Annotated in this window: 20 protein-coding genes and 1 other RNA gene; 2 read left to right on the forward strand and 19 right to left on the reverse strand. The window is 56.9% G+C overall.

Annotated features, from left to right (window positions below):
• Positions 1–62: 62 nt before the first annotated feature.
• The 3 genes from ACZZ0O_RS07655 to ACZZ0O_RS07665 form a co-directional block, all read right to left on the reverse strand.
• On the reverse strand, positions 63–485 hold the full coding sequence (locus ACZZ0O_RS07655; protein ID WP_463590443.1) for a DUF5655 domain-containing protein: 423 nt from the start codon (positions 483–485) through the stop codon (positions 63–65).
• A gap of 131 nt (positions 486–616) precedes the next feature.
• A complete protein-coding gene (locus tag ACZZ0O_RS07660) occupies positions 617–1,012 on the reverse strand; it encodes a DUF1801 domain-containing protein (RefSeq protein ID WP_463590444.1) in 396 nt (131 codons plus the stop codon).
• A 76-nt stretch (positions 1,013–1,088) separates the two neighbouring features.
• Positions 1,089–1,343 carry a hypothetical protein gene (locus tag ACZZ0O_RS07665; protein ID WP_463590445.1) on the reverse strand — a complete coding sequence of 85 codons (255 nt, stop codon included), beginning with the start codon at positions 1,341–1,343 and terminating at the stop codon, positions 1,089–1,091.
• Between the two features lie 613 nt (positions 1,344–1,956).
• On the opposite strand from ACZZ0O_RS07665, the gene ACZZ0O_RS07670 reads away from it, so the two are divergent.
• Positions 1,957–2,033: non-coding RNA, sX9 sRNA (locus ACZZ0O_RS07670), on the forward strand.
• A 4-nt stretch (positions 2,034–2,037) separates the two neighbouring features.
• Here the strand turns inward: ACZZ0O_RS07670 and ACZZ0O_RS07675 are convergent.
• The 15 genes from ACZZ0O_RS07675 to ACZZ0O_RS07745 form a co-directional block, all read right to left on the reverse strand.
• A complete protein-coding gene (locus tag ACZZ0O_RS07675) occupies positions 2,038–2,424 on the reverse strand; it encodes a YfeK family protein (protein WP_115552692.1) in 387 nt (128 codons plus the stop codon).
• 251 nt (positions 2,425–2,675) lie between these two features.
• On the reverse strand, positions 2,676–3,467 hold the full coding sequence (locus ACZZ0O_RS07680; RefSeq protein WP_463590446.1) for a hypothetical protein: 792 nt from the start codon (positions 3,465–3,467) through the stop codon (positions 2,676–2,678).
• 72 nt (positions 3,468–3,539) lie between these two features.
• Positions 3,540–3,911: a GNAT family N-acetyltransferase gene (locus tag ACZZ0O_RS07685; RefSeq protein ID WP_463590447.1), complete on the reverse strand. Its 372-nt coding sequence runs from the start codon at positions 3,909–3,911 to the stop codon at positions 3,540–3,542.
• Between the two features lie 30 nt (positions 3,912–3,941).
• Positions 3,942–4,319: an RDD family protein gene (locus ACZZ0O_RS07690; RefSeq protein ID WP_463590448.1), complete on the reverse strand. Its 378-nt coding sequence runs from the start codon at positions 4,317–4,319 to the stop codon at positions 3,942–3,944.
• Between the two features lie 302 nt (positions 4,320–4,621).
• Positions 4,622–4,987 (reverse strand): hypothetical protein, encoded by a 366-nt coding sequence (locus tag ACZZ0O_RS07695; RefSeq protein WP_463590449.1) that lies wholly within the window; start codon positions 4,985–4,987, stop codon positions 4,622–4,624.
• Between the two features lie 89 nt (positions 4,988–5,076).
• The gene (locus ACZZ0O_RS07700) at positions 5,077–5,292 is read right to left on the reverse strand and encodes a DUF4287 domain-containing protein (protein WP_463590450.1); all 216 of its coding nucleotides are present in this window, start codon (positions 5,290–5,292) and stop codon (positions 5,077–5,079) included.
• 216 nt (positions 5,293–5,508) lie between these two features.
• On the reverse strand, positions 5,509–5,829 hold the full coding sequence (locus ACZZ0O_RS07705; protein WP_463590451.1) for a hypothetical protein: 321 nt from the start codon (positions 5,827–5,829) through the stop codon (positions 5,509–5,511).
• Between the two features lie 75 nt (positions 5,830–5,904).
• A complete protein-coding gene (locus ACZZ0O_RS07710) occupies positions 5,905–6,279 on the reverse strand; it encodes a VOC family protein (protein ID WP_463590452.1) in 375 nt (124 codons plus the stop codon).
• 78 nt (positions 6,280–6,357) lie between these two features.
• Complete coding sequence (locus ACZZ0O_RS07715; protein ID WP_463590453.1) at positions 6,358–6,951, reverse strand: hypothetical protein; 594 nt, start codon at positions 6,949–6,951, stop codon at positions 6,358–6,360.
• Between the two features lie 1,431 nt (positions 6,952–8,382).
• Positions 8,383–8,712, reverse strand: a complete 330-nt coding sequence (locus ACZZ0O_RS07720) for a hypothetical protein (RefSeq protein ID WP_463590455.1) — start codon at positions 8,710–8,712, stop codon at positions 8,383–8,385.
• Between the two features lie 785 nt (positions 8,713–9,497).
• Positions 9,498–9,941, reverse strand: a complete 444-nt coding sequence (locus ACZZ0O_RS07725; RefSeq protein WP_463590456.1) for a hypothetical protein — start codon at positions 9,939–9,941, stop codon at positions 9,498–9,500.
• A 2,011-nt stretch (positions 9,942–11,952) separates the two neighbouring features.
• Positions 11,953–12,459 carry a DUF1579 family protein gene (locus tag ACZZ0O_RS07730; RefSeq protein WP_463590457.1) on the reverse strand — a complete coding sequence of 169 codons (507 nt, stop codon included), beginning with the start codon at positions 12,457–12,459 and terminating at the stop codon, positions 11,953–11,955.
• Between the two features lie 425 nt (positions 12,460–12,884).
• Positions 12,885–13,991, reverse strand: coding sequence for a hypothetical protein (locus tag ACZZ0O_RS07735; RefSeq protein WP_463590458.1), 1,107 nt, complete (start codon positions 13,989–13,991; stop codon positions 12,885–12,887).
• Positions 13,992–14,083: 92 nt separating this feature from the next.
• Positions 14,084–14,485 carry a hypothetical protein gene (locus ACZZ0O_RS07740; protein ID WP_463590459.1) on the reverse strand — a complete coding sequence of 134 codons (402 nt, stop codon included), beginning with the start codon at positions 14,483–14,485 and terminating at the stop codon, positions 14,084–14,086.
• Between the two features lie 59 nt (positions 14,486–14,544).
• On the reverse strand, positions 14,545–14,814 hold the full coding sequence (locus tag ACZZ0O_RS07745; RefSeq protein ID WP_463590460.1) for a DUF6959 family protein: 270 nt from the start codon (positions 14,812–14,814) through the stop codon (positions 14,545–14,547).
• Between the two features lie 277 nt (positions 14,815–15,091).
• Here ACZZ0O_RS07745 and ACZZ0O_RS07750 point away from each other — a divergent pair, with 277 nt between their 5' ends.
• Positions 15,092–15,655 (forward strand): phage integrase N-terminal SAM-like domain-containing protein, encoded by a 564-nt coding sequence (locus tag ACZZ0O_RS07750; RefSeq protein WP_463590461.1) that lies wholly within the window; start codon positions 15,092–15,094, stop codon positions 15,653–15,655.
• A 375-nt stretch (positions 15,656–16,030) separates the two neighbouring features.
• On the opposite strand, the gene ilvD is transcribed toward ACZZ0O_RS07750, so the two are convergent.
• Positions 16,031–17,869: a dihydroxy-acid dehydratase gene (ilvD, locus tag ACZZ0O_RS07755; protein ID WP_055853423.1), complete on the reverse strand. Its 1,839-nt coding sequence runs from the start codon at positions 17,867–17,869 to the stop codon at positions 16,031–16,033.
• Between the last annotated feature and the right edge of the window lie 371 nt (positions 17,870–18,240).

Genomic DNA, 18,240 nt, shown 5'->3' on the forward strand with positions numbered 1-18,240 from the left:
CAGGATCGAGCCAGCGCCGATCAGTCAAGCAGACTTGTGAGTGGATTGGCTTCACGGGATTTCTAAGGTGCGCGCGAAGCAATCGAATGCTCATAGGCCTCGTGCAAAAACGTTTTTATGGCTTCAAGATCGGCCCGTGTGTAGAGCTTCGCAATCTGCGTCACCTGCTTTCCATCTGTCACTGATTTAATGAATATCGCGTGGTCCACCCGTCGCCCAAGGTGGACAGCAAGGCGGATCGCGTCTGACATGATAGTGGCGTCCGCAAAAACCTTGCAGCTGCGGAAAAGGACATACCGCTCCCGCGTGACACACTCCACTGCTCCAAGCGCGGTCATGAACGTCTCCAGCGCGGTATACAGCTCCACCAGATCGGCTGGCCTGCCGCGCAAGACATCGCGTCGATCGCCTGTTCCGCACGCGTGGCGCTGATTCGTTCGAATGAACTGGCGATTGCAGTTGGGGCATGCCCACATGCGCGTCATCACCGGTGATTCACTGAATGAGGAGTGCTAACACAACGTAGCGAGCAGTCGTCAATGTGCGAGTAGCGAATGCCGATTCCAAGCACTGGCCGCGCGCACTTGGCGGCTGCACAGTCCTTTTGTTCGCCGCTCTAAACATGCGTGATCCATTGCCGAATGATCGCAAGTAATGCGTCATGCTTGAGTGCCAGATCCGCGGCCCCGGAAAAACTGAGGGAGGCGCGGTCTGTTCCGTGCCACGTCAATAGCCCTTGCGGATCAGCGATAGCGTCTGCTGGAACCTTCCGTCCGGGTTTGGCGCCCAGATGAAAAATAAGCTGCACCGCGGTTGTTGCGCGCAAATGCATGGTGGCAAAGTGCTCGGTGGTGCGAAAGCTGGGTGCGTTCCATTTGATCTCCTCCGAGATCGCCGGATCCGCACCCAGCAAGACTTGCCTGATCGCAACAATCTCGCGCTTGAGCGGATGGTCGAGTGCATCAATGAAGGACTGCACAGACAGTGCTGGCTTGCGCTTCTTGTCCGTCACCGTGCGCTCTCCCTTGAATCGCCCCAAGCAGATATCCGAGGCGGACTCGGCTTGAATGCGTTGTTAGACGGCTGTATCACTCGCGTCGACGCTTGTTGGGGACGCCAACAAGGGACTCAATAGCATGTTCTCGAACCACCTGCAGCCCCTCGTTCAAAGCAGCCTGATCTGTAGCGAACCGATCCCCGACGGCAGCGTTGTTGAATGGGTTACCAGCTTCAGGCATTAAATCCTTATCCTTTCTTCGATAGATCGCAAAGCAAGCCGTTCGCGCGTTGTCCGGGATCGATTGATAAAACGAGGGCATTACCCTCTGGAATTGATCCTTCATCATCATCTCGGTCCGGACCGCTTTTTACTGAGTCGCCGAATGTTTGAATGAAGCCGACCCGCGAAGCCGATTCGGCTTGACCAACTGGTGGGCGCTCACGCTGTCCGCTTTCCGTCGAGTTGATCCAGTCATAACTGACGTTCTGCGGTCACCGACCCGGCTCGGTATCAAGCGCATCGGGAGCATGTACCAGGCCGGCAGTATTCGACATGCATCTCGGGTACATCAGCAGCCAACTGCAGATCATCTGGTGTGATCTGAAAAAGGTCATCGGCAGCGCTTACAACGGGACTGTGCGCAGCATCACTGCCTGATGCGGAGGCGCGTTGATAGTGGAGGCCCGTACTCCACCGGCCAACTAGTGTTCGCTGAAAAAGTGCGTCACCGGTGGGTGTGTCAGTCAACCGACGCGTCATGGCCCCGTGCAGGGGCAAACAGGCGGTCCTGTGCCGCAAGCCAACCGACAACACTGCGTGAGCGATAGGAACCGCCCAAGCGCCTTGGGCCTGCCACTGCATGTTGATCGGTAGATCAAACGCGGCCAGGTGGTTTAGAGCAGTTACCAAAACGACTGTGCAGCCGCCAGGCGGACGCGACCAGTGCTCGGTGCGGCATGGAACACGCCTGCACCTAGGTTCTGAGCGCGCCGTCCACACCCACCTGACAACTGCTGGCTAGCTTTCGTCAGCCGTTCTTAGCCGGACGCGGCGTCGTTGTTCGAGGGTCGCTTACGTAACTCCCGTAGCTTGCCGATGAACCATGACTGGCTCGATACCGGCGCGGCGTTCCCGCAACGCACCTGATACGGCTTGCCCGACATGCTGCTCTTGGTCGCGGCGAGTTCGATGAAAGACTCGGTAGACGTGACCAATGCCTTTTTCTGCAGGTACTCATACTTGCGCTGCAGGTGTTCGCTGGCTTTCGGCGCTGCATACCACGACCCGTTGCGGGAAAATTCGCAGTTGGATTGCTCAAGGGCTTTGAAAAGCTGGCCCACCTCACGCGTGGTGGTTGGCGAAACACCTTGTGCCGAGGCAGAGGCACTGAGCAGCAATGCAACAAGAAGAAATTTAGTGTTCATGGCCGCATGGTAACGCAGGACGTCACCCTGTTAGCCGGTAGAACAGCCGATGCAGGCGAGGGTTGTCCACCGTCAATCAAGAGCTCGGCCCACTTCATGGTGCAAGACGGTCGGAAGCGTCGGTCTTGCAAGACAGCGCGGGTATCGGAATGGCACAGCACAGCGTGCACTGTGCGCAAGCATTACTGCGCGCCACTGCATCGCGTCCGGCTAACCGCATCAATCCAGCCTGCGCGCATCAAGGGCGAACGCTAGGCATCTGCCGGGACATAGCGCAGCAGCGTGGAGCCATCAAAATAATTTCCGTAATACTCGCTCTCCCGCAAGCCGGGGTTCGCTCTGAAATCGATGTATGGCATGGAGCAATGCGGGCAGCGGAAAGGGTTGAGGTAGCTATAGCTCGACCCGTCCGGCGCAAGAGGCAATGGGCTTTCCAACGCAGCAAGTGACTCAGCATCGGGCTCGGACAACGCTGCTGGGCTGCCAGGCAGATGGCTGTCGACCGCCATGGTGTACGCGCCAGATGCCGAATAGAAGTAGCCCGCGTTGCTAAATCCGGCGTGATAGGAGCGGATCAGGAATGAACGCCGGCAGTGGTCGCACACACAGGACAGCACCACATTGCCACTGGTGACCGTACCGCCATAGTGCAGCCCGCGCGCAAACAACCCCTTGCCTGCAAGCGCGGAGTTGCTGATGGCTGCGCCCGGCAAAAAGAATGGCTGAAACCTGATCCCGGATGCCTTGCCGGTCGCAAACGCGTCTGGATCAAGGTGTTCGGTTTGGGAAATGACACAGTCTACCTGGCACCCGAGGCTGGAATGTACACGAACGGAAAAGTGGAACCACCCAGATGCAGTAGCGAGTTCATGCCGATGCACGTCTCCTGTCGAGTCGGCAAACTCCAGGACGCTATTGGCCTTCAACCACGCTGAAGGCTTAATCTCGCACGGGACATCGCTCTGGGTAACGCGGCACAGTTCTCGCCCATCGGCTCGAACGATCAGTAATGGAGCGACTTTCTTCTTGAAGATGGAGAACATGCTTTCCTTAGCGATAACGCTTGAGTGACAGATTGGATCGCTGGGCGCGAGCGCAGCAGAACAATTGTAGCTCTACAGAATGTTCAGCTCCACGCTAGCGATCGATGTATTCCTCTTGAAGGCCATGCCTACACTGGCAGGCGCAGTCAACACGAAACCGAACTGCTGATAAAGCCTGTGCGCCGGACCATCGGCAATCAGGCTTACATACGCCGAGTCAGACAACTTCTGCTCGATGTAGCGAAGAATTTCATTCATGACGGCCTTGCCCAGGCAACAGCCCTGACGCTCAGGCAAAACGGCAATGTCAACTGCATGATAAAAACAGCCGCCGTCGCCAATGACGCGTCCCATCGCAACTTGCTCGCCATTGAAAAATACTTGTTCGCTGAACAGTGAGTTGGGCAATCCACGCTCGGCGGCTTCGCGTGATTTCGGACTCAAACCGCTCGCTTGGCGAAGATGCCGATACGCTTAGACAGTGGGTGTTTGATGCGCAACGCGATACGGAGATGATGAGAGCATGGCAGGAACGTTTGTAGTGTCCAACGGGGCGGCACAAATTTGTGCCGAAAATCGACTGCGACGTGAGATGTCAATGCACAAAGTACACCGGTGTGACGCTGCCATTGATCTCGTGATCACAACGGTACCGGCGATGTGATCGCGCCAGCCCTGCTTTTTGGCATCAAAGCCAACCCAAAGATATCCGATGCAAAGGCCGGTCATGCTGAGGAATTGTGTCAGGTAGCGGACCACCGCTTTGCCAAAAGTGATTATTTCTCCGGGCTTGGCATCAACAACGAGCGCGCCAATCGACATCTTCCCTGGTGTTTGGCCCGTGTAACCCATAACCAGATGCACAGCGCCGCTGGGAGAATCCAGCTGATCGCCAGGTTCGCCGGCCCGTGGATGAACTTGTCGCTCATCCAATACGCCTACCCGTAGACTAGTGTGAGCAGCGGAAAGGTGGTCGCGCACAGGATGAGGCTGTGGATGAGCGATGCGCACAAAAGAGGCCAGAATCCAACGTAGCCATATCTGTACGCTCCATGCTCTTCCTGGATCCAGCGTTGATGGCTGCGCCAAGCACAGGACCGGTCTCGCTCATGCTTGGTACAAATAAGGGAGTGCCAAATTACTCTGTCGCGCGATCAAAATACAAACTCCGACAAGAAGAAACCTACGATGGCCATCGCTTGTAACAGCATTCCGGGAAGGATTCCTTTTCCGATGGACCCTGATCTTAAGGACTGAAGGTTCTGCACAAATAACGTTGCACAGCCAAAGATAACTCCTGAGGAGATCGCGGTTCTTGCCGCAGATGGACCTGACCCACAGCTTAGAAAGAGGATGACGCCAACCGTGATCAATAACGCGCCGAGTCGATGCTCAACGATGTAGCCAGAACTTGGTTGGCTCACTGCCCATTTCTTCAACAAGAAATCCGGATTTGCGATCCAGGTAATCCCGATAAGCGTCGAAAGGATGGATGAAATCAACGCAATTATCTCAAACACGTGTACATTTTTCCGATTGTGCGACCAATGTCGTTGCGTCTAACGCTTGCGTTGAGCCGCTAGCGAAAGGGCCTGGCTTGAGTGAGTGGTCAGGTTCCCGTCTGCGCCCGGTGATATGCCACCAGGGCGTTGGCGTGACCATGGCCGATCTCGTGTTCCTGCTTGAGATGCGCCACTTGTTCCATGTGCTTCATGTGTTGCAAAGCGTCGAGCACCTTGAACCAGTGTGCTACCCGCTTCCCATAGGTCTTCTCGATTGAGGGGAAGTAAGAAGCCGGACCCTTGGTTTTCTCATCACTTGTCATGCCGCAAGTCTCCCTTGACGATTATAGTTACCTAACGCCTGAATTAAACCGACCCCCTTAGCGGCGTCGACTTGGATAACTTGTTAGGCCCCACTGTACTCGCCCTCGACGCGCAGTGTCTCGCGCAACGAGATCGCAGTGGTTAACTTGACCTGATGTTGTAATTAAGCCGCGCCGCGCCGCGTAGTCGGGTTGAATGAATTTTTAGTGCTCAAGCTAAACAAGATGGATTTCGTCTTGCGACAGTTTGTAGAAGCCCCACGGAAAAGCCAAGTAGCTTGTCTTATAGTAGCTGACATGCAGGTCCCGTGGAACAGCATAAGAAGCCACAACTACAAACGGAAAACGGATCTCCGAGTAAACCATCACCTCGCCAATTGGCACAGGTCCACGGAGATCGAAGCCAGAAATCCTATGTGTGGAAATATGGGTACGCATTTCCTGCTGAATATCCGGCTGAGCCGCATCAGCGGAAATGTATCCTATAACGATCATCAATAGCAGTATTACAAAAACAGTCAAGCTGCTCTTCTTCATGCGGAACATCCCGTTTCCTGATGGCTGACGTTTGAATGAAGCCGGCCAGCAAGCGGATTCGGCTTGAGTGAATTATTAGGCATCAGCCTGGATTACATGTCCAATACGCCAAAGCACGCCTGTGGGATCAATGAGCGTGAAATCTCTGATGCCCCAAGGTCGATCATCCGGCGGGCTAAGACGCACTGAAAAATCTTTGACCACTCCCGAGCTTTCGACATTCTGGTACCAGTCGTCTGCATTTGTGACCAGCAAGTGCATCACAAAATTTTCCGCGTGCTCCGGATTGTAGAACTCCGAAAGCAGAAAGGCAGTATTGCCATGCTGGACGTAAGCGAGGTCGTCTGACTCCATTGTGACCTTGAAGCCGAGCGCGTTGTAAAACGCGATGGACTGAGAAATTTCTCTCGCTGGCACAAATGCCTTGATCTCAATCGTCTCCAGATCCATGCGATGTCTCTTGTGAGGCCTAACACCTGAGTTGAGCTGCACCGCGAAGCGGTGTCGGCTTGGACGAATTGTTAGGCCTCACACCGCGGGGCCTCGCGACTCGATGGCCGCTAGAAGCTGTTGCACACGGTGTGTTGCCTGATCTAGCGCGCCGCCACTGTAGCCCAGGGCTTTGGCTTGCTCCAACATGGCCTGCGCGGGATCGGAGGCCCCGCGAGAGGCTGCGAGTGCAGCAAGGTTGGCGTAGGGGACGGGGAACCGAGGATCTAGGGCCAAGGCCTTCTCCCAAGCTGCCTGGGCATTCCCCGGCTCGTCGAGCTCCGCGTAGGTAACCCCAAGATTGTTGTGGATCATTGCGGCGAGGGAGGGGGTGTACAACGACCATCCCAGCCAGAGGGCGTACTGCCGCCAAGGCTGGGCCGCCAGTTGGCTCAGCTGAGCATCGAAGTGCCGCATGGCCTCGCCTGCCTCGCCATGAGCGAGCGCTCGCTGACCGCGGAACAGTGGGCGAAGAAGCAGGCCTTGGAGCCTCCCCGGAGCCAGAAGAAACACGACTGCTAATGCCAGAGCGAAGTTGTTCCCGCCCGTGCTGCGGACGACAAGAAGCACAACCGCCGCCAGCACCGCCAGTACCAGCAGGTAAGTAAGCCTGTATCGGATGACTCGGGACATTGACTGTTGGACCTGGCGCCTGAACTACGCCGACCCCAGAAGTGGTGTCGGCTTGAATGAATTGTTAGGCACTATCTGGGCTACCACCAGCCTGTACCCGCTGCACGCTCGATCTCGAGCGCTTCCTAACGGTCATCTTCGCTTGCTCAGAAACTATAGCCGCAGTTCGGCTTTGAAGAGCGAAATGGACTCCAAACACGCGTGACGCAATCAATGGCGAGTATTGGCGCGGGCGAGGTCGCGAATACCTGCTCTGAACCTACTGATTAAGCTACAAGGCTAAGTGCCTCCTGCGAAGCTTCCGACGAGGAACCCGCATGAACAAAGCGCGTCGAAGCAAAGCCCGCCGTTCCATAAGGCGGAATGCTCATGCCGCTACCAGTAACAACTACACGATATTGAGGCATTCCGATGTGGCGCCTAACGCCTGAAATAAGCCGACTGGCGAAGCCAGTTCGGCTTGATTGAATTGCTAGCGCTCACACGCCGTACCTCTTGTTGCCGCCAGACGTAATGCAATAGCGGCCACCGCGGGGGCCGATGCAAACACGATTACCAGAGCAAGGGCATGTACCATCACTGTAGTTGGATCGCGAGGGTTTTGGCGGCGCGCTGCTCCGAATGCGTGGCAATGCTGGGCTGTAACAGCCTACCCCAGAGCAAAGATGTGAGCGGGAAACCCACAAGGGTGCCGAATTGTCGGGGAAACTCTTACCCATTTGCCGCTTCTCTCGTAGACGCTCACAGAATCTCCGCCTGTGACCTTACCCACGACAGATCCATCAGGACTTGAGCGTTGGTTGAGTGCTGCGGCATTTACAAACATCGTCTCTGTCGGTTGGGCAGCGGGGGTGGCAATAGCTGGAGGAGACGCTAGCGGCGTGGGATCAGGTGCGCTGTTGCTGGTACCGCCGCCGCACTTGGACATGACCCAGCCGATGCCGACCAACAGAATAAGGAAAGAGCCACCTCCGGACTTACGAGCCATCGATAACCTCCCTATGAGCGCTAACGCTTGAATTAAGGTGCGCTGCGAAGCAACTTCGGCTTGAATGAGTTGTTAGGCAGCGAGTGGCCGCAGAGCTTGAATGGTGCAACCATGCTCCCCAGCACTGCCGCCTGGGCAGAGTTTGCCACAGCTTGCGGGATAGAGCTTGCCCAGTGATGCAGCGGCGCGTGATGCCACCGAAGCGAACTGCACCGAGCGCAGCGCGGGAACGACTTGCCAAGGCGAAGCACCGAACTTACCGCAACCAGCAACGGTGATGACTGCTGTCCGGAGCCAACCGCATGCATGCCTGCGAACTCACCGAAGCGGCAACCACCAACGCATTTGCTCTACCACGGCCTAACGCTTGAATTGAGCCGAGCCGCGAAGCGGCTTCGGCTTGAATGAATTGTTAGGCCTGGACTGTCCGTCCATCTTCACCTTCAAACCAATCCGTGTTCTTGTAAAGCGTCTACCCAGATTGACTCGCCACACGCGACGAAGTACGACCTGAGGAGGCTGGAAACAACTGGCTGAGTCAGCTCACCGGCCTCTTTGAGCCAAACTAACTTCTGATAATCATCGATAGGCATTTTCACCGCCCGGTTGCTCCAACTAGGGTAGCAGCAGCCGTAGCCTTCAAAAGAAATCCTGACCAGAAATAACCGGCCTTTCTCGTCCACATCAAAGTCTGCGAACACGCTGTCATCTTGCAGCGCAAAGCAGAATCTGCATGGACGAGTGGGCATGACCGGAAAGGTGCGAACGAGCATTGTGGTACCTGGGCCTAACAACTGAGTTAAGCCGAGCCGCACAGCGGCGTCGGCTTGAATGAATTGTTAGCCCATCTAGTCATAGATGGTGTGAGGGTTCATCTGCTTTGGCGAGAACCACACAATATTGTGACACTCAAGCAAGATTCTAGCCTGCTCATGCCAGATAAAGTGACAGCTCCCTCTGCCGATGTGACCGGCATGTTGAGCCAACTCCCTGGCCTCCTCCGCTGAAGCGGAAACTAGAGGGCCGGCATGTGGATCCTCCTGTATGGGATCCACCAAACCGCGCTGCCGCTTGGGTCGTTGGATCGCTACCAGTACGCGCTCCCTAAGGAGTGGCTCCATTGCGCGAAGCGTGTTTTGGGCGAGCCTAATTGGGCAGCCAGTAGCCTTGTGATAGGCAAACACTTGTTCCGTAGTTGGATCAGTCATGCTCGGTAGGGCTAAAGCCTGAATTAAGCCGACCCGCAAAGCGGGTTCGGCTTGAATGAATTGTTAGGCCGGCGACGGAGGTGACCGGAGTAGAGATTGAATACATGGCGAACTGGAGCCGTCCCAACCGCAGATGGCGCATCGCGCCGAAATGAACTCATGCGGGCAATTTGCGGTGCCATACAGAACATGGGCGCACTCTGGAAAAAGCGATGACATGCTCGAAGCAGTCGCGATGTATCGGCTCTCGCATTCATCGCATTTCTCCAAAGTTCTGTCCATGCGGCCTAACACCTGAATTAAGCCGCGCCGCGAAGCGGCGTCGGCTTGAATGAATTGTCTGCGCCCACCTACTGCGCGGCCAAGAGCAGTGTCATGCCAGCATAGTCCTGTTGCTCCAGCAATTGTAGCCAGTGCGTCACCAGATCGTAGCCCAGCAGGGCGCTGGCAGTGGCCTGAAATGCCTGCGGCTGCTCATGCCCTGTAACCGACCGCATGAGCAAAGTAGAAGCCTTTTCTAAGCCGCGATCAGAAAGAGTCTTGAGAAAGGCGTCCAAGGCATTTCGCATCTCGGAGGTACCGTAGTGAACTGCCACAAAGTCGGCCGGGAGCTTCTCAGCCTTGATAAGAACGGCGACGAATTGCCAAGTGAGTAGATCTACGGCGCCAGTTACAAAGACCGAGTCCTCGCCATACAGATTGAGAAACGCATCCGAAAGATGGGGCCCGAAGCCCTGCTCAGGGTCGATCCGGATGGTCCCGGCAGGTACACCGGCCGTTCGTTCGCTTTGCACGTCTAGGGAATCTCGCTGTGGGCGCTAATGCTTGAATTAAGCCGCGTTGCGAAGCAACGTCGGCTTGAATGAGTTTTTAGGCAGTGAGTGGTTGCAGAGATTGAATGGTGCAACCATGCTCCCCAGCACTGCCGCCTGTGCAGAGTGTGCCACAGCTTGCGGGATGGAGCTTGCCCAGTGATGCAGCGGCGCGTGATGCCACCGAAGCCAACTGCACCGAGCGCAGCGCGGGAACGACTTGCCAAGGCTAAGCGCCGAACTTACCGCAACCAGCAACGGTGATGGCTGCTGTCCCGAGTCGACCGCATGCATGCCTGCTAACTCACCAAAGCGGCAAACACGAATGCATTTGCTCCACCATGGCCTAACACCTGAGTTGAGCCGAGCTGCGAGGCGGCTTCGGCTTGAATGAAGTGTTAGGTGCCAGACGACAGCACCCGAGCAGCAACGAGTGTCACAAACAATACTGGAGGGAGCAACAGCACGCCAAGCTCGACCTTGCGGTGCAAAGGGCGTGGTGTTGGAAGGGCCCGAAACCTTTCTTGACCGTAGTAGATGGCGAACCCAGATAGAAGGGTTGAGACACCTTGAGTCGCAGCGGCGAGGAGCAGTCACATCATTGCGTGGTTGTGCTGCTCTTGCGTCGGGCGAAGTGCATAGCTGACGCAAACCGGGAGGGCTATGGAGACGAAGCTGGCAATAACCGCTAGAACCCTTCGCATGGCAGTTAACACCTGAATTAAGCCGACCCGTGAAGCGGGTTCGGCTTGAATGAATTGTTAGGCCACATGCCTAGTGACCTCCAGTGCGAGCACTTATCAGCTGGATCGACGACCTGACCGCGCCAAGCACCTATTGGAGGATCCCAAGCTCTTTGTCCCGTCAGTATGTGTCCGTCGAGGAGCGAGAACGTAACCGAGTAGTACTCGTTGGTTGGGCTGCGAGGATCGTAATTGCCGCTATAAAATGTCAGTGACGCATAAGGGGTAAGGCTGCCGCGTGTATGGTACCAAGAGCCGCTGGCTTGGATGTAAGTGACGTCTTTGAGCTTGCTAAGGATGCACTGATTGAGTTTGATGTTGAAACGCGGCGAAGCAACTGTGACCCGGCTCAGTGCTGCAGGATTGTCCACTGCGCGAGAGACAAGCACTTTGACAGGGCCATAGGTGGCAGGGACTATGCCAAGAGTGCCATCTGCGCCAATTGGCAGGATGCGATCCTGGTGGGCAGAGACTGCGCCCGCCATGAGCAAAAGAACTACGATTGCCGCAATCTTTGTCATGTGGCCTAACGCCCGAATTAAGCCGACCCACGAAGCGGGTTCGGCTTGAATGAATTGTTAGAGCCCTTGCGGCGACGCCAGTGCAACCGGATGGTTATGCCGATGAGTGCAGCCGTGAACCCAGCAAGAGCATACGAAAGGTAAAGAATGCGTGCCGATGCGGCAGTACTGCTCAGCGGCATCCAGCGATGTCGGGCCGCAGTATCCGAACCTTAGCGAGGCCGTCGCGACCGCCGAAAGGAAGATGTATCCAGTGGCCATGGCGCTCAGGGCCGAGAGTGCTGCAAAAACCAAGGTTGGAACGCGGAGTTTGATCATCAATGGCTCTAACGCTTGAATTAAGCCGCGTTGCGAAGCAACGTCGGCTTGAATGAGTTGTTAGGCAGTGAGTGGCCGCAGAGGTTGAATGGTGCAACCATGCTCCCCAGCACTGCCGCCGGGACCGAGTGTGCCACCGCTTGCGGGATGGAGCTTGCCCAGTGATGCAGCGGCGCGTGATGCCACCGAAGCCAACTGCACCGAGCGCAGCGCGGGAACGACTTGCCAAGGCGAAGCACCGAACTTACCGCGACCAGCAACGGTGATGACTGCTGTCCGGGGCCAACCGCATGCACGCCTGCGAACTCATCGAAGCGGCAACCACCAACGCATTTGCTCCACCACGGCCTAACGCCTGAGTTAAGCCGACCCGCGAAACGGGTTCGGCTTGAATGAATTGTTAGCACTCAGCTACGGACGGCGGACGCTGTAGCGCGCAAAGTGCTTCCATGTGCCATCTGGTTGTGATGCTTCAAGGACGAATAGCCAAGTATTTGTCTCAGGGCTATAAGTGAAGGTATCCCGGAAGGGGCCATCCTCGTAGGGGATCGTGAACTGAATCGAGGTTTCCGTGACGTTTCCCGTTCCATGCGGAACTGAATACTTGGCGCCAAAGCTGTCCATCCAGTGCGTCATGACAGTGTTGCTTTCCGCGTCGTACCCAATTAATACATGCGCCTCATACTCAGAAGGCACTTGGACATCATTCATATGGATTTCGGTGAAGGCACCCTGGAGCGTAGGCCCGGCGACCATCCGATAGGTGACCGGCTTACCCATTACATCGCCGGACATGACCCAATCACCATCTAGCGCTCTCAGGGCTGCTGGTCGTTCGGGGATCTTTGGGTGCTCTTGAGCACGCAGAGTGCCTGCTGCAAGAATCATCAACAAGCCAGCTATAGCTACAAGCCGCATCAAATCTTCCTCTGGGTGCTAACGCTTGAATTAAGCCGAGTTGCGAAGCAACTTCGGCTTGAATGAGTTGTTAGGCAGTGAGTGGCCGCAAAGGTTGGATGGTGCAACCGTGCTCCCCAGCACTGCCGCCTGGACCAAGTGTGCCACAGCCTGCGGGATGGAGCTTGCCCGACGATGCAGCGGCGCGTTATGCCACCGAAGCCAAGTGCAAAGCGCGCAGCGCGGCAACGACGTGCCAAGGCGAAGCGCCGAACTTGCCGCGACCCACAGCGGTGACGACTGCCGCCCGGAGCCGACAGAATACACGCCTGCGAACTTGCCGAAGCGGCGACCACCAACGAATTTGCTCCACTACTGCATAACGAACTAGGTAAGCGGCGGCTGGAAGCCCTCCGCTTGAGCGACGAGTTAGGCATGTTCCCCAATCAATTCTCATCAGCAACCAAGTCGCCTTCGTACTTTTCGGCTGCATCAAGTACTGCTTCGAGAGCTCTTCCTGGGCTAGCTCTTCCGCAAATTTTTTCCATTAATGATTGACGAGCATAATACCTGGATGGCAGATCGGGGTTTTTAATATTTTCAATTCCGTTAAGAGAATACAGTGCCAAGATGCTTTGCATATTTTCCACCATCTCACCATGCGACAACTCTATGTCAGATGGAAGCCTCTCAAAACACTTGGCTTCTAAAATTTCCTCAATTACAGAGCTATGCCATACGGCCCCTATTTGTGGATCGAGTTCCCCTTGGACCCCTATCCTTCCTACATAGATGCCAGCAAGAATCGCAATATCCCGATCAAATTGATATGTTGAGCCAAGAATCTTAACCCTTCCATTTGGGCTGTAATACAAAACTGGTGATCCGGACATCCCACTTTTGGAGGCGCTATCAATTAGAAATTTTGGCTCTCTGTTCCAACCATGCTGTACGGATGAAGCAATCGTTGCCCGCTTCCAGACGGGCTGAGCGTAATAATCTTGTACGTTGTGCGGATATCCTGGTATGAACAATTCCTCAGTTACTTCGACGGCATCAAACCATTTGCCAATCACATCAGGGTTTGGAGCAAGATACTTCTGTATAGGACATATTTCAGTAGTTCCCGCCCCTTGCACTTCCATGATAGGTGAAAAACTTAATTCTCTATGCTCTCCCGTTGAGAGGTGTATTTCAGACAAAAAGGTTGAGCGAGGATCAAATGGAATGGCTGCCACATCCACACGTGGCCAGTTTTTAGGATGTATATAGAAAAGTGATTTCCCCTCATCAGCCAATGGCATTGTGATTGAATGGCGTATAACGCCAAATCCTTGCACACTCATGGCGAGGTTAACTACTACGTTATCAGGGATCGCCAAATTTTTTGAAAGTGGCTTTAATGATTCTGAGTGTCTGCCTGCCAAATTGTGCCAAGCAGTGACTATAAAATAGTCTGAGCCTTGTTGATATATAACGCCTGAGCCGACCGATAGGGCGGTATTTCGATATCTCATTGTCAAATGAACAACAGAATTGCTCACTGCAGCCATATTTGGTCCCTACTTTCCTATTTGTGGGTAACTCGGATGCCTAACGCCTGAATTAAGCCGCGCCGCGAAGCGGCGTCGGCTTGAATGAATTGTTAGGCACCGCCGAAACCTAGAATAATGCAGATTGCCGGTGTGGTTAGGAGCCAAGCAACTGGCAGCCAGACGAGCTTACGTGCTCGAAGCCACAGCGGTTTGAGGTGGAGCGGGATAGTAGACGACGGCCATGCGATCCAGCCCAGCTCACGAAAATTGTTATGGTAGCCGGGACCAAGGCCAGTAAATTGCGTGAGGTGTTCCCAGGTGGCTCGATCAACGGACAGAAGATCTCGACGAAAGCGGATGTTGAGTAGGGCGCCAGCCCCGCCGGCAAGTGCAAGACTACCCAAGGCATAGAGCGTGGTCAGCCACTCGCTTGGACCGACCACACCGAAACGCAGCAAAAGAACCCACGCTGCCAAAACTACCCATGCAACAAATAGCCATCGAACCTTCATGCGGTGCCTAACGCTTGAACTAAGTCGCGCCACGAAGTGGCGTCGGCTTGAATGAATGGTTATGCATCAGGCGTCTCTACGAAAGGTAGTGGAACCTGATGCTCATTGAGTACGTACTTGTAGTGAGCAAGCATAATTAGCAGCTTATTGTGCAGATCTTGGAGCTCGTCCCGGGCGTCAGGACTGTCCGACAATGCCTCAGTGGCCTGAGCGCACAGCATATGAAGGGTGTCGCCCTGTACGAGTACGCCAGGGAACTGGCGGCCAAGATGCCTAATCACCGGCATGTTTGATTGGTCTGAGAAAATCTCAACGTTCTCGACGCGCATGATCTGATGCCTAACAACTATTCGAAGTCAAAAAGGTGCGTAGCACCGGGATGTAGTACTTAATTTCTGACCTCCCCGTCCAGTGCAACCCCAGTCGTATCAACGCGGTATCCCGATCGTGGTGCGTGACTATGATGCGTCAGCATGTCGCATTCCCCTTGCGCGACTCATCTGAATGGGACCCTATCATTCCGACCGAAAGGCTTCAATCTCCTGGTCTGCATCGGGCGCCAGGCAACCGTCTTCGGCAGCGCCTAGCGGGCGACGACCGGCTCGGTTGCTGGATCGCGTCTGCGATCGGTTGCGGCGGCTGGGCCGTGCCAAGCGCACCGAGGATGCCTATGTTGGTTGGATTCGGCGCTTCAGCCTGGCCAACGGCAAACGGCATCCAGAGACGATGGGAGTGTGCGACGTGGAAGCGTTCCTGACTCTGCTGGCGGCGCGCGATCATGTGGCGCTTTCGACGCAGAATCAGGCGCTGGCCGCTTTGTTGTTTCTGTATCGCGAGGTGTTGGGACGCGATCTACCATGGATGGACGAGATTCAGCGGGCCAAGCGGCCGCGGCGGTTGTCTACGGTCTTGAGTGAGGCGGAGGTCATGGCGGTGCTGGCGCGGATGGAAGGGCGTCATGCACTAATGGCGGCACTGCTCTACGGGACCGGGATGCGCTTGATGGAGTGCCTGCGCCTACGCATCAAGAATGTGGATGTGGCACGCAACGAGATCGTGGTGCGCTACGGCGAGAGTGATAGCGACGGGCTGGTGCCAGTGGCGCTCAGTCTGCGCGCAGCGATGATGCAGCAATGCGAGCGGAGGCTGCTGCTCCGCGCGGGGGAGTGATGATCTGTGGCCGGTGGGTGGTGTTGTCGCATGCGGTAGCGCGCAAGTGTCCCCATGCCGATGCCGCGCCATGGTTGGCAATATCCGTTCTGTCTCCGCGCCAGTGGGTGGACCCACGCATCCGCCAGATTGGCCGGCGTCACGCTTACAGGGACGTTCTGCAGGGAGCTTTGCAGTGGCGCGGTTTAGGTTCGTCGGCTTTGTCGCGTGATCGCGTGGCTGCCCCCATCCGCCCTTCGGGCACCTTCCCCCGCAGGCGGGGGAAGGGCGGAGGACGGTTTTTCCGTGAGTCTTCGTAAGTCTAGGGAGTGCAGTTGGTCACGGCCGCGGCCGCGGCTGCGGGGACGGACGGCATGGGCCAGGCTCAGAGATATCTCAGCCGTCCAACAACGCCTTGTCCCGCACCGCGCCCTTGTCTGCGCTGGTCGCCAGCAACGCATACGCCTTCAACGCGGTTGTGACCTTGCGTGGGCGTACCTCTACTGGCTTCCAGCCCTTGGCGTCCTGCTCGGCGCGACGACTAGCAAGCTCTTCGTCGGACACCAGCAGATTGATCGAGCGATTGGGGATGTCGATCAGGACCTTGTCGCCATCGCGCACCAAACCGATCGCGCCGCCTGCGGCCGCTTCCGGCGAGGCGTGGCCGATCGACAGGCCCGAGGTGCCGCCGGAGAAGCGGCCGTCGGTGAGCAGGGCGCATTGCTTGCCCAGGCCCTTGGATTTGAGATAGCTGGTGGGGTACAGCATTTCCTGCATGCCGGGGCCGCCCTTGGGGCCTTCGTAGCGGATCACCACGATGTCGCCGGCCTTCACTTCGTCGGCAAGAATGCCCTTGACCGCCGAATCCTGGCTTTCATAGACGCGGGCGTTGCCTTCGAAGACATGGATGGATTCGTCCACGCCAGCGGTTTTGACCACGCAGCCGTCGCGGGCGATATTGCCGTACAGCACGGCGAGGCCGCCTTCCTGCGAGAACGCGTGCGCGACATCGCGAATGCAGCCGTCGCTGCGGTCGGTATCCAGGCTGTCCCAACGCGTGGCCTGGCTGAAGGCGATCTGCGTGGGAATTCCGCCCGGTCCGGCCTTGTAGAACGTATGCACCTTTTCATCGCCGGTCTGGGTGACATCCCATTGCGCGATGGCGTCGGCCAGGGTGCGTGCATGCACCGTGGCTGCGTTGGTATGCAGCAGGCCGCCACGTGCGAGCTCGCCGAGGATAGCCATGATGCCGCCAGCGCGATGCACGTCTTCGATGTGGTACTTGGGCGTATTCGGCGCCACCTTGCATAGCTGCGGCACGCGCTTGGACAGGCGGTCGATGTCGCGCATGCCGAATGGCACTTCGCCTTCCTGCGCGGCGGCGAGCAGATGCAGGATGGTGTTGGTCGAGCCGCCCATGGCGATGTCCAACGTCATCGCATTTTCGAACGCTTCGAAGGTGGCAATGCCGCGCGGCAGTGCGGTGGGATCTTCGCCGCCATACCAGCGGTGGCACAGTTCCACCGCCACGCGCCCCGCACGCAGGAACAGTTGCTCGCGGTCGGCATGCGTGGCCACCACGGTGCCGTTGCCCGGCAGCGACAGGCCCAGCGCTTCGGTCAGGCAGTTCATCGAGTTGGCGGTGAACATGCCCGAGCACGAGCCGCAGGTGGGGCAGGCGCTGCGTTCGAATTCGGCGACTTTCTCATCCGATGCGCTGTCGTCGGCAGCGATCACCATGGCGTCGATCAGATCGAGTTTATGTTCGGACAACTTGGTCTTGCCGGCTTCCATCGGGCCGCCGGAGACGAACACGGTCGGGATATTCAGCCGCAACGCGGCCATCAACATGCCCGGGGTAATCTTGTCGCAGTTGGAAATGCACACCAGCGCGTCGGCGCAATGCGCATTGACCATGTACTCGACCGAGTCGGCGATGATTTCGCGACTAGGCAGCGAATACAGCATGCCGTCGTGGCCCATCGCGATGCCGTCGTCCACGGCGATGGTGTCGAACTCCTTGGCCACGCCGCCGACGCGCTCGATCTCGCGCGCGACCAGCTGACCAAGATCCTTCAGGTGCACGTGCCCGGGCACGAACTGGGTGAAGGAATTGGCGATGGCGATGATGGGCTTGTGGAAGTCGCCATCCTGCATGCCGGTGGCGCGCCAGAGTGCGCGTGCGCCAGCCATGTTGCGGCCGTGGGTGGAGGTCTTGGAGCGGTATTCTGGCATGGCGATGTCGACGACTGATCAGCGAGCGGTGGCTGGCAATTAGAGCGCGTCGCGACTGTTGCTGCTGCAACCGTCACGGCGCGTTCTGGCGATCGGTCACGGTAGCACGCAGCCGCCAGGCACGAGCGCAGCGGCAGGCGAGCACGGATGCGGCGAACGCGCGGGCAGACAGGCGTTGCGGCCACCCCGAACGGTTCATCGATGCGGCGCGACGCGCGCGTCTTCCAGGCTGCACGCCGGCGCGCCGGTTCGGGGGGTGCCACGACAACCACAGCGCTCACCGTCAGGCGGGCGCATTCGCGCCGCAGGCGTCGTCGCCAACCACGCAAATCGCCGAGCCGCGTGCCTCGCTCACACGCACCTGACGTTCG

Source organism: Xanthomonas sp. AC360 (genome assembly GCF_979258225.1).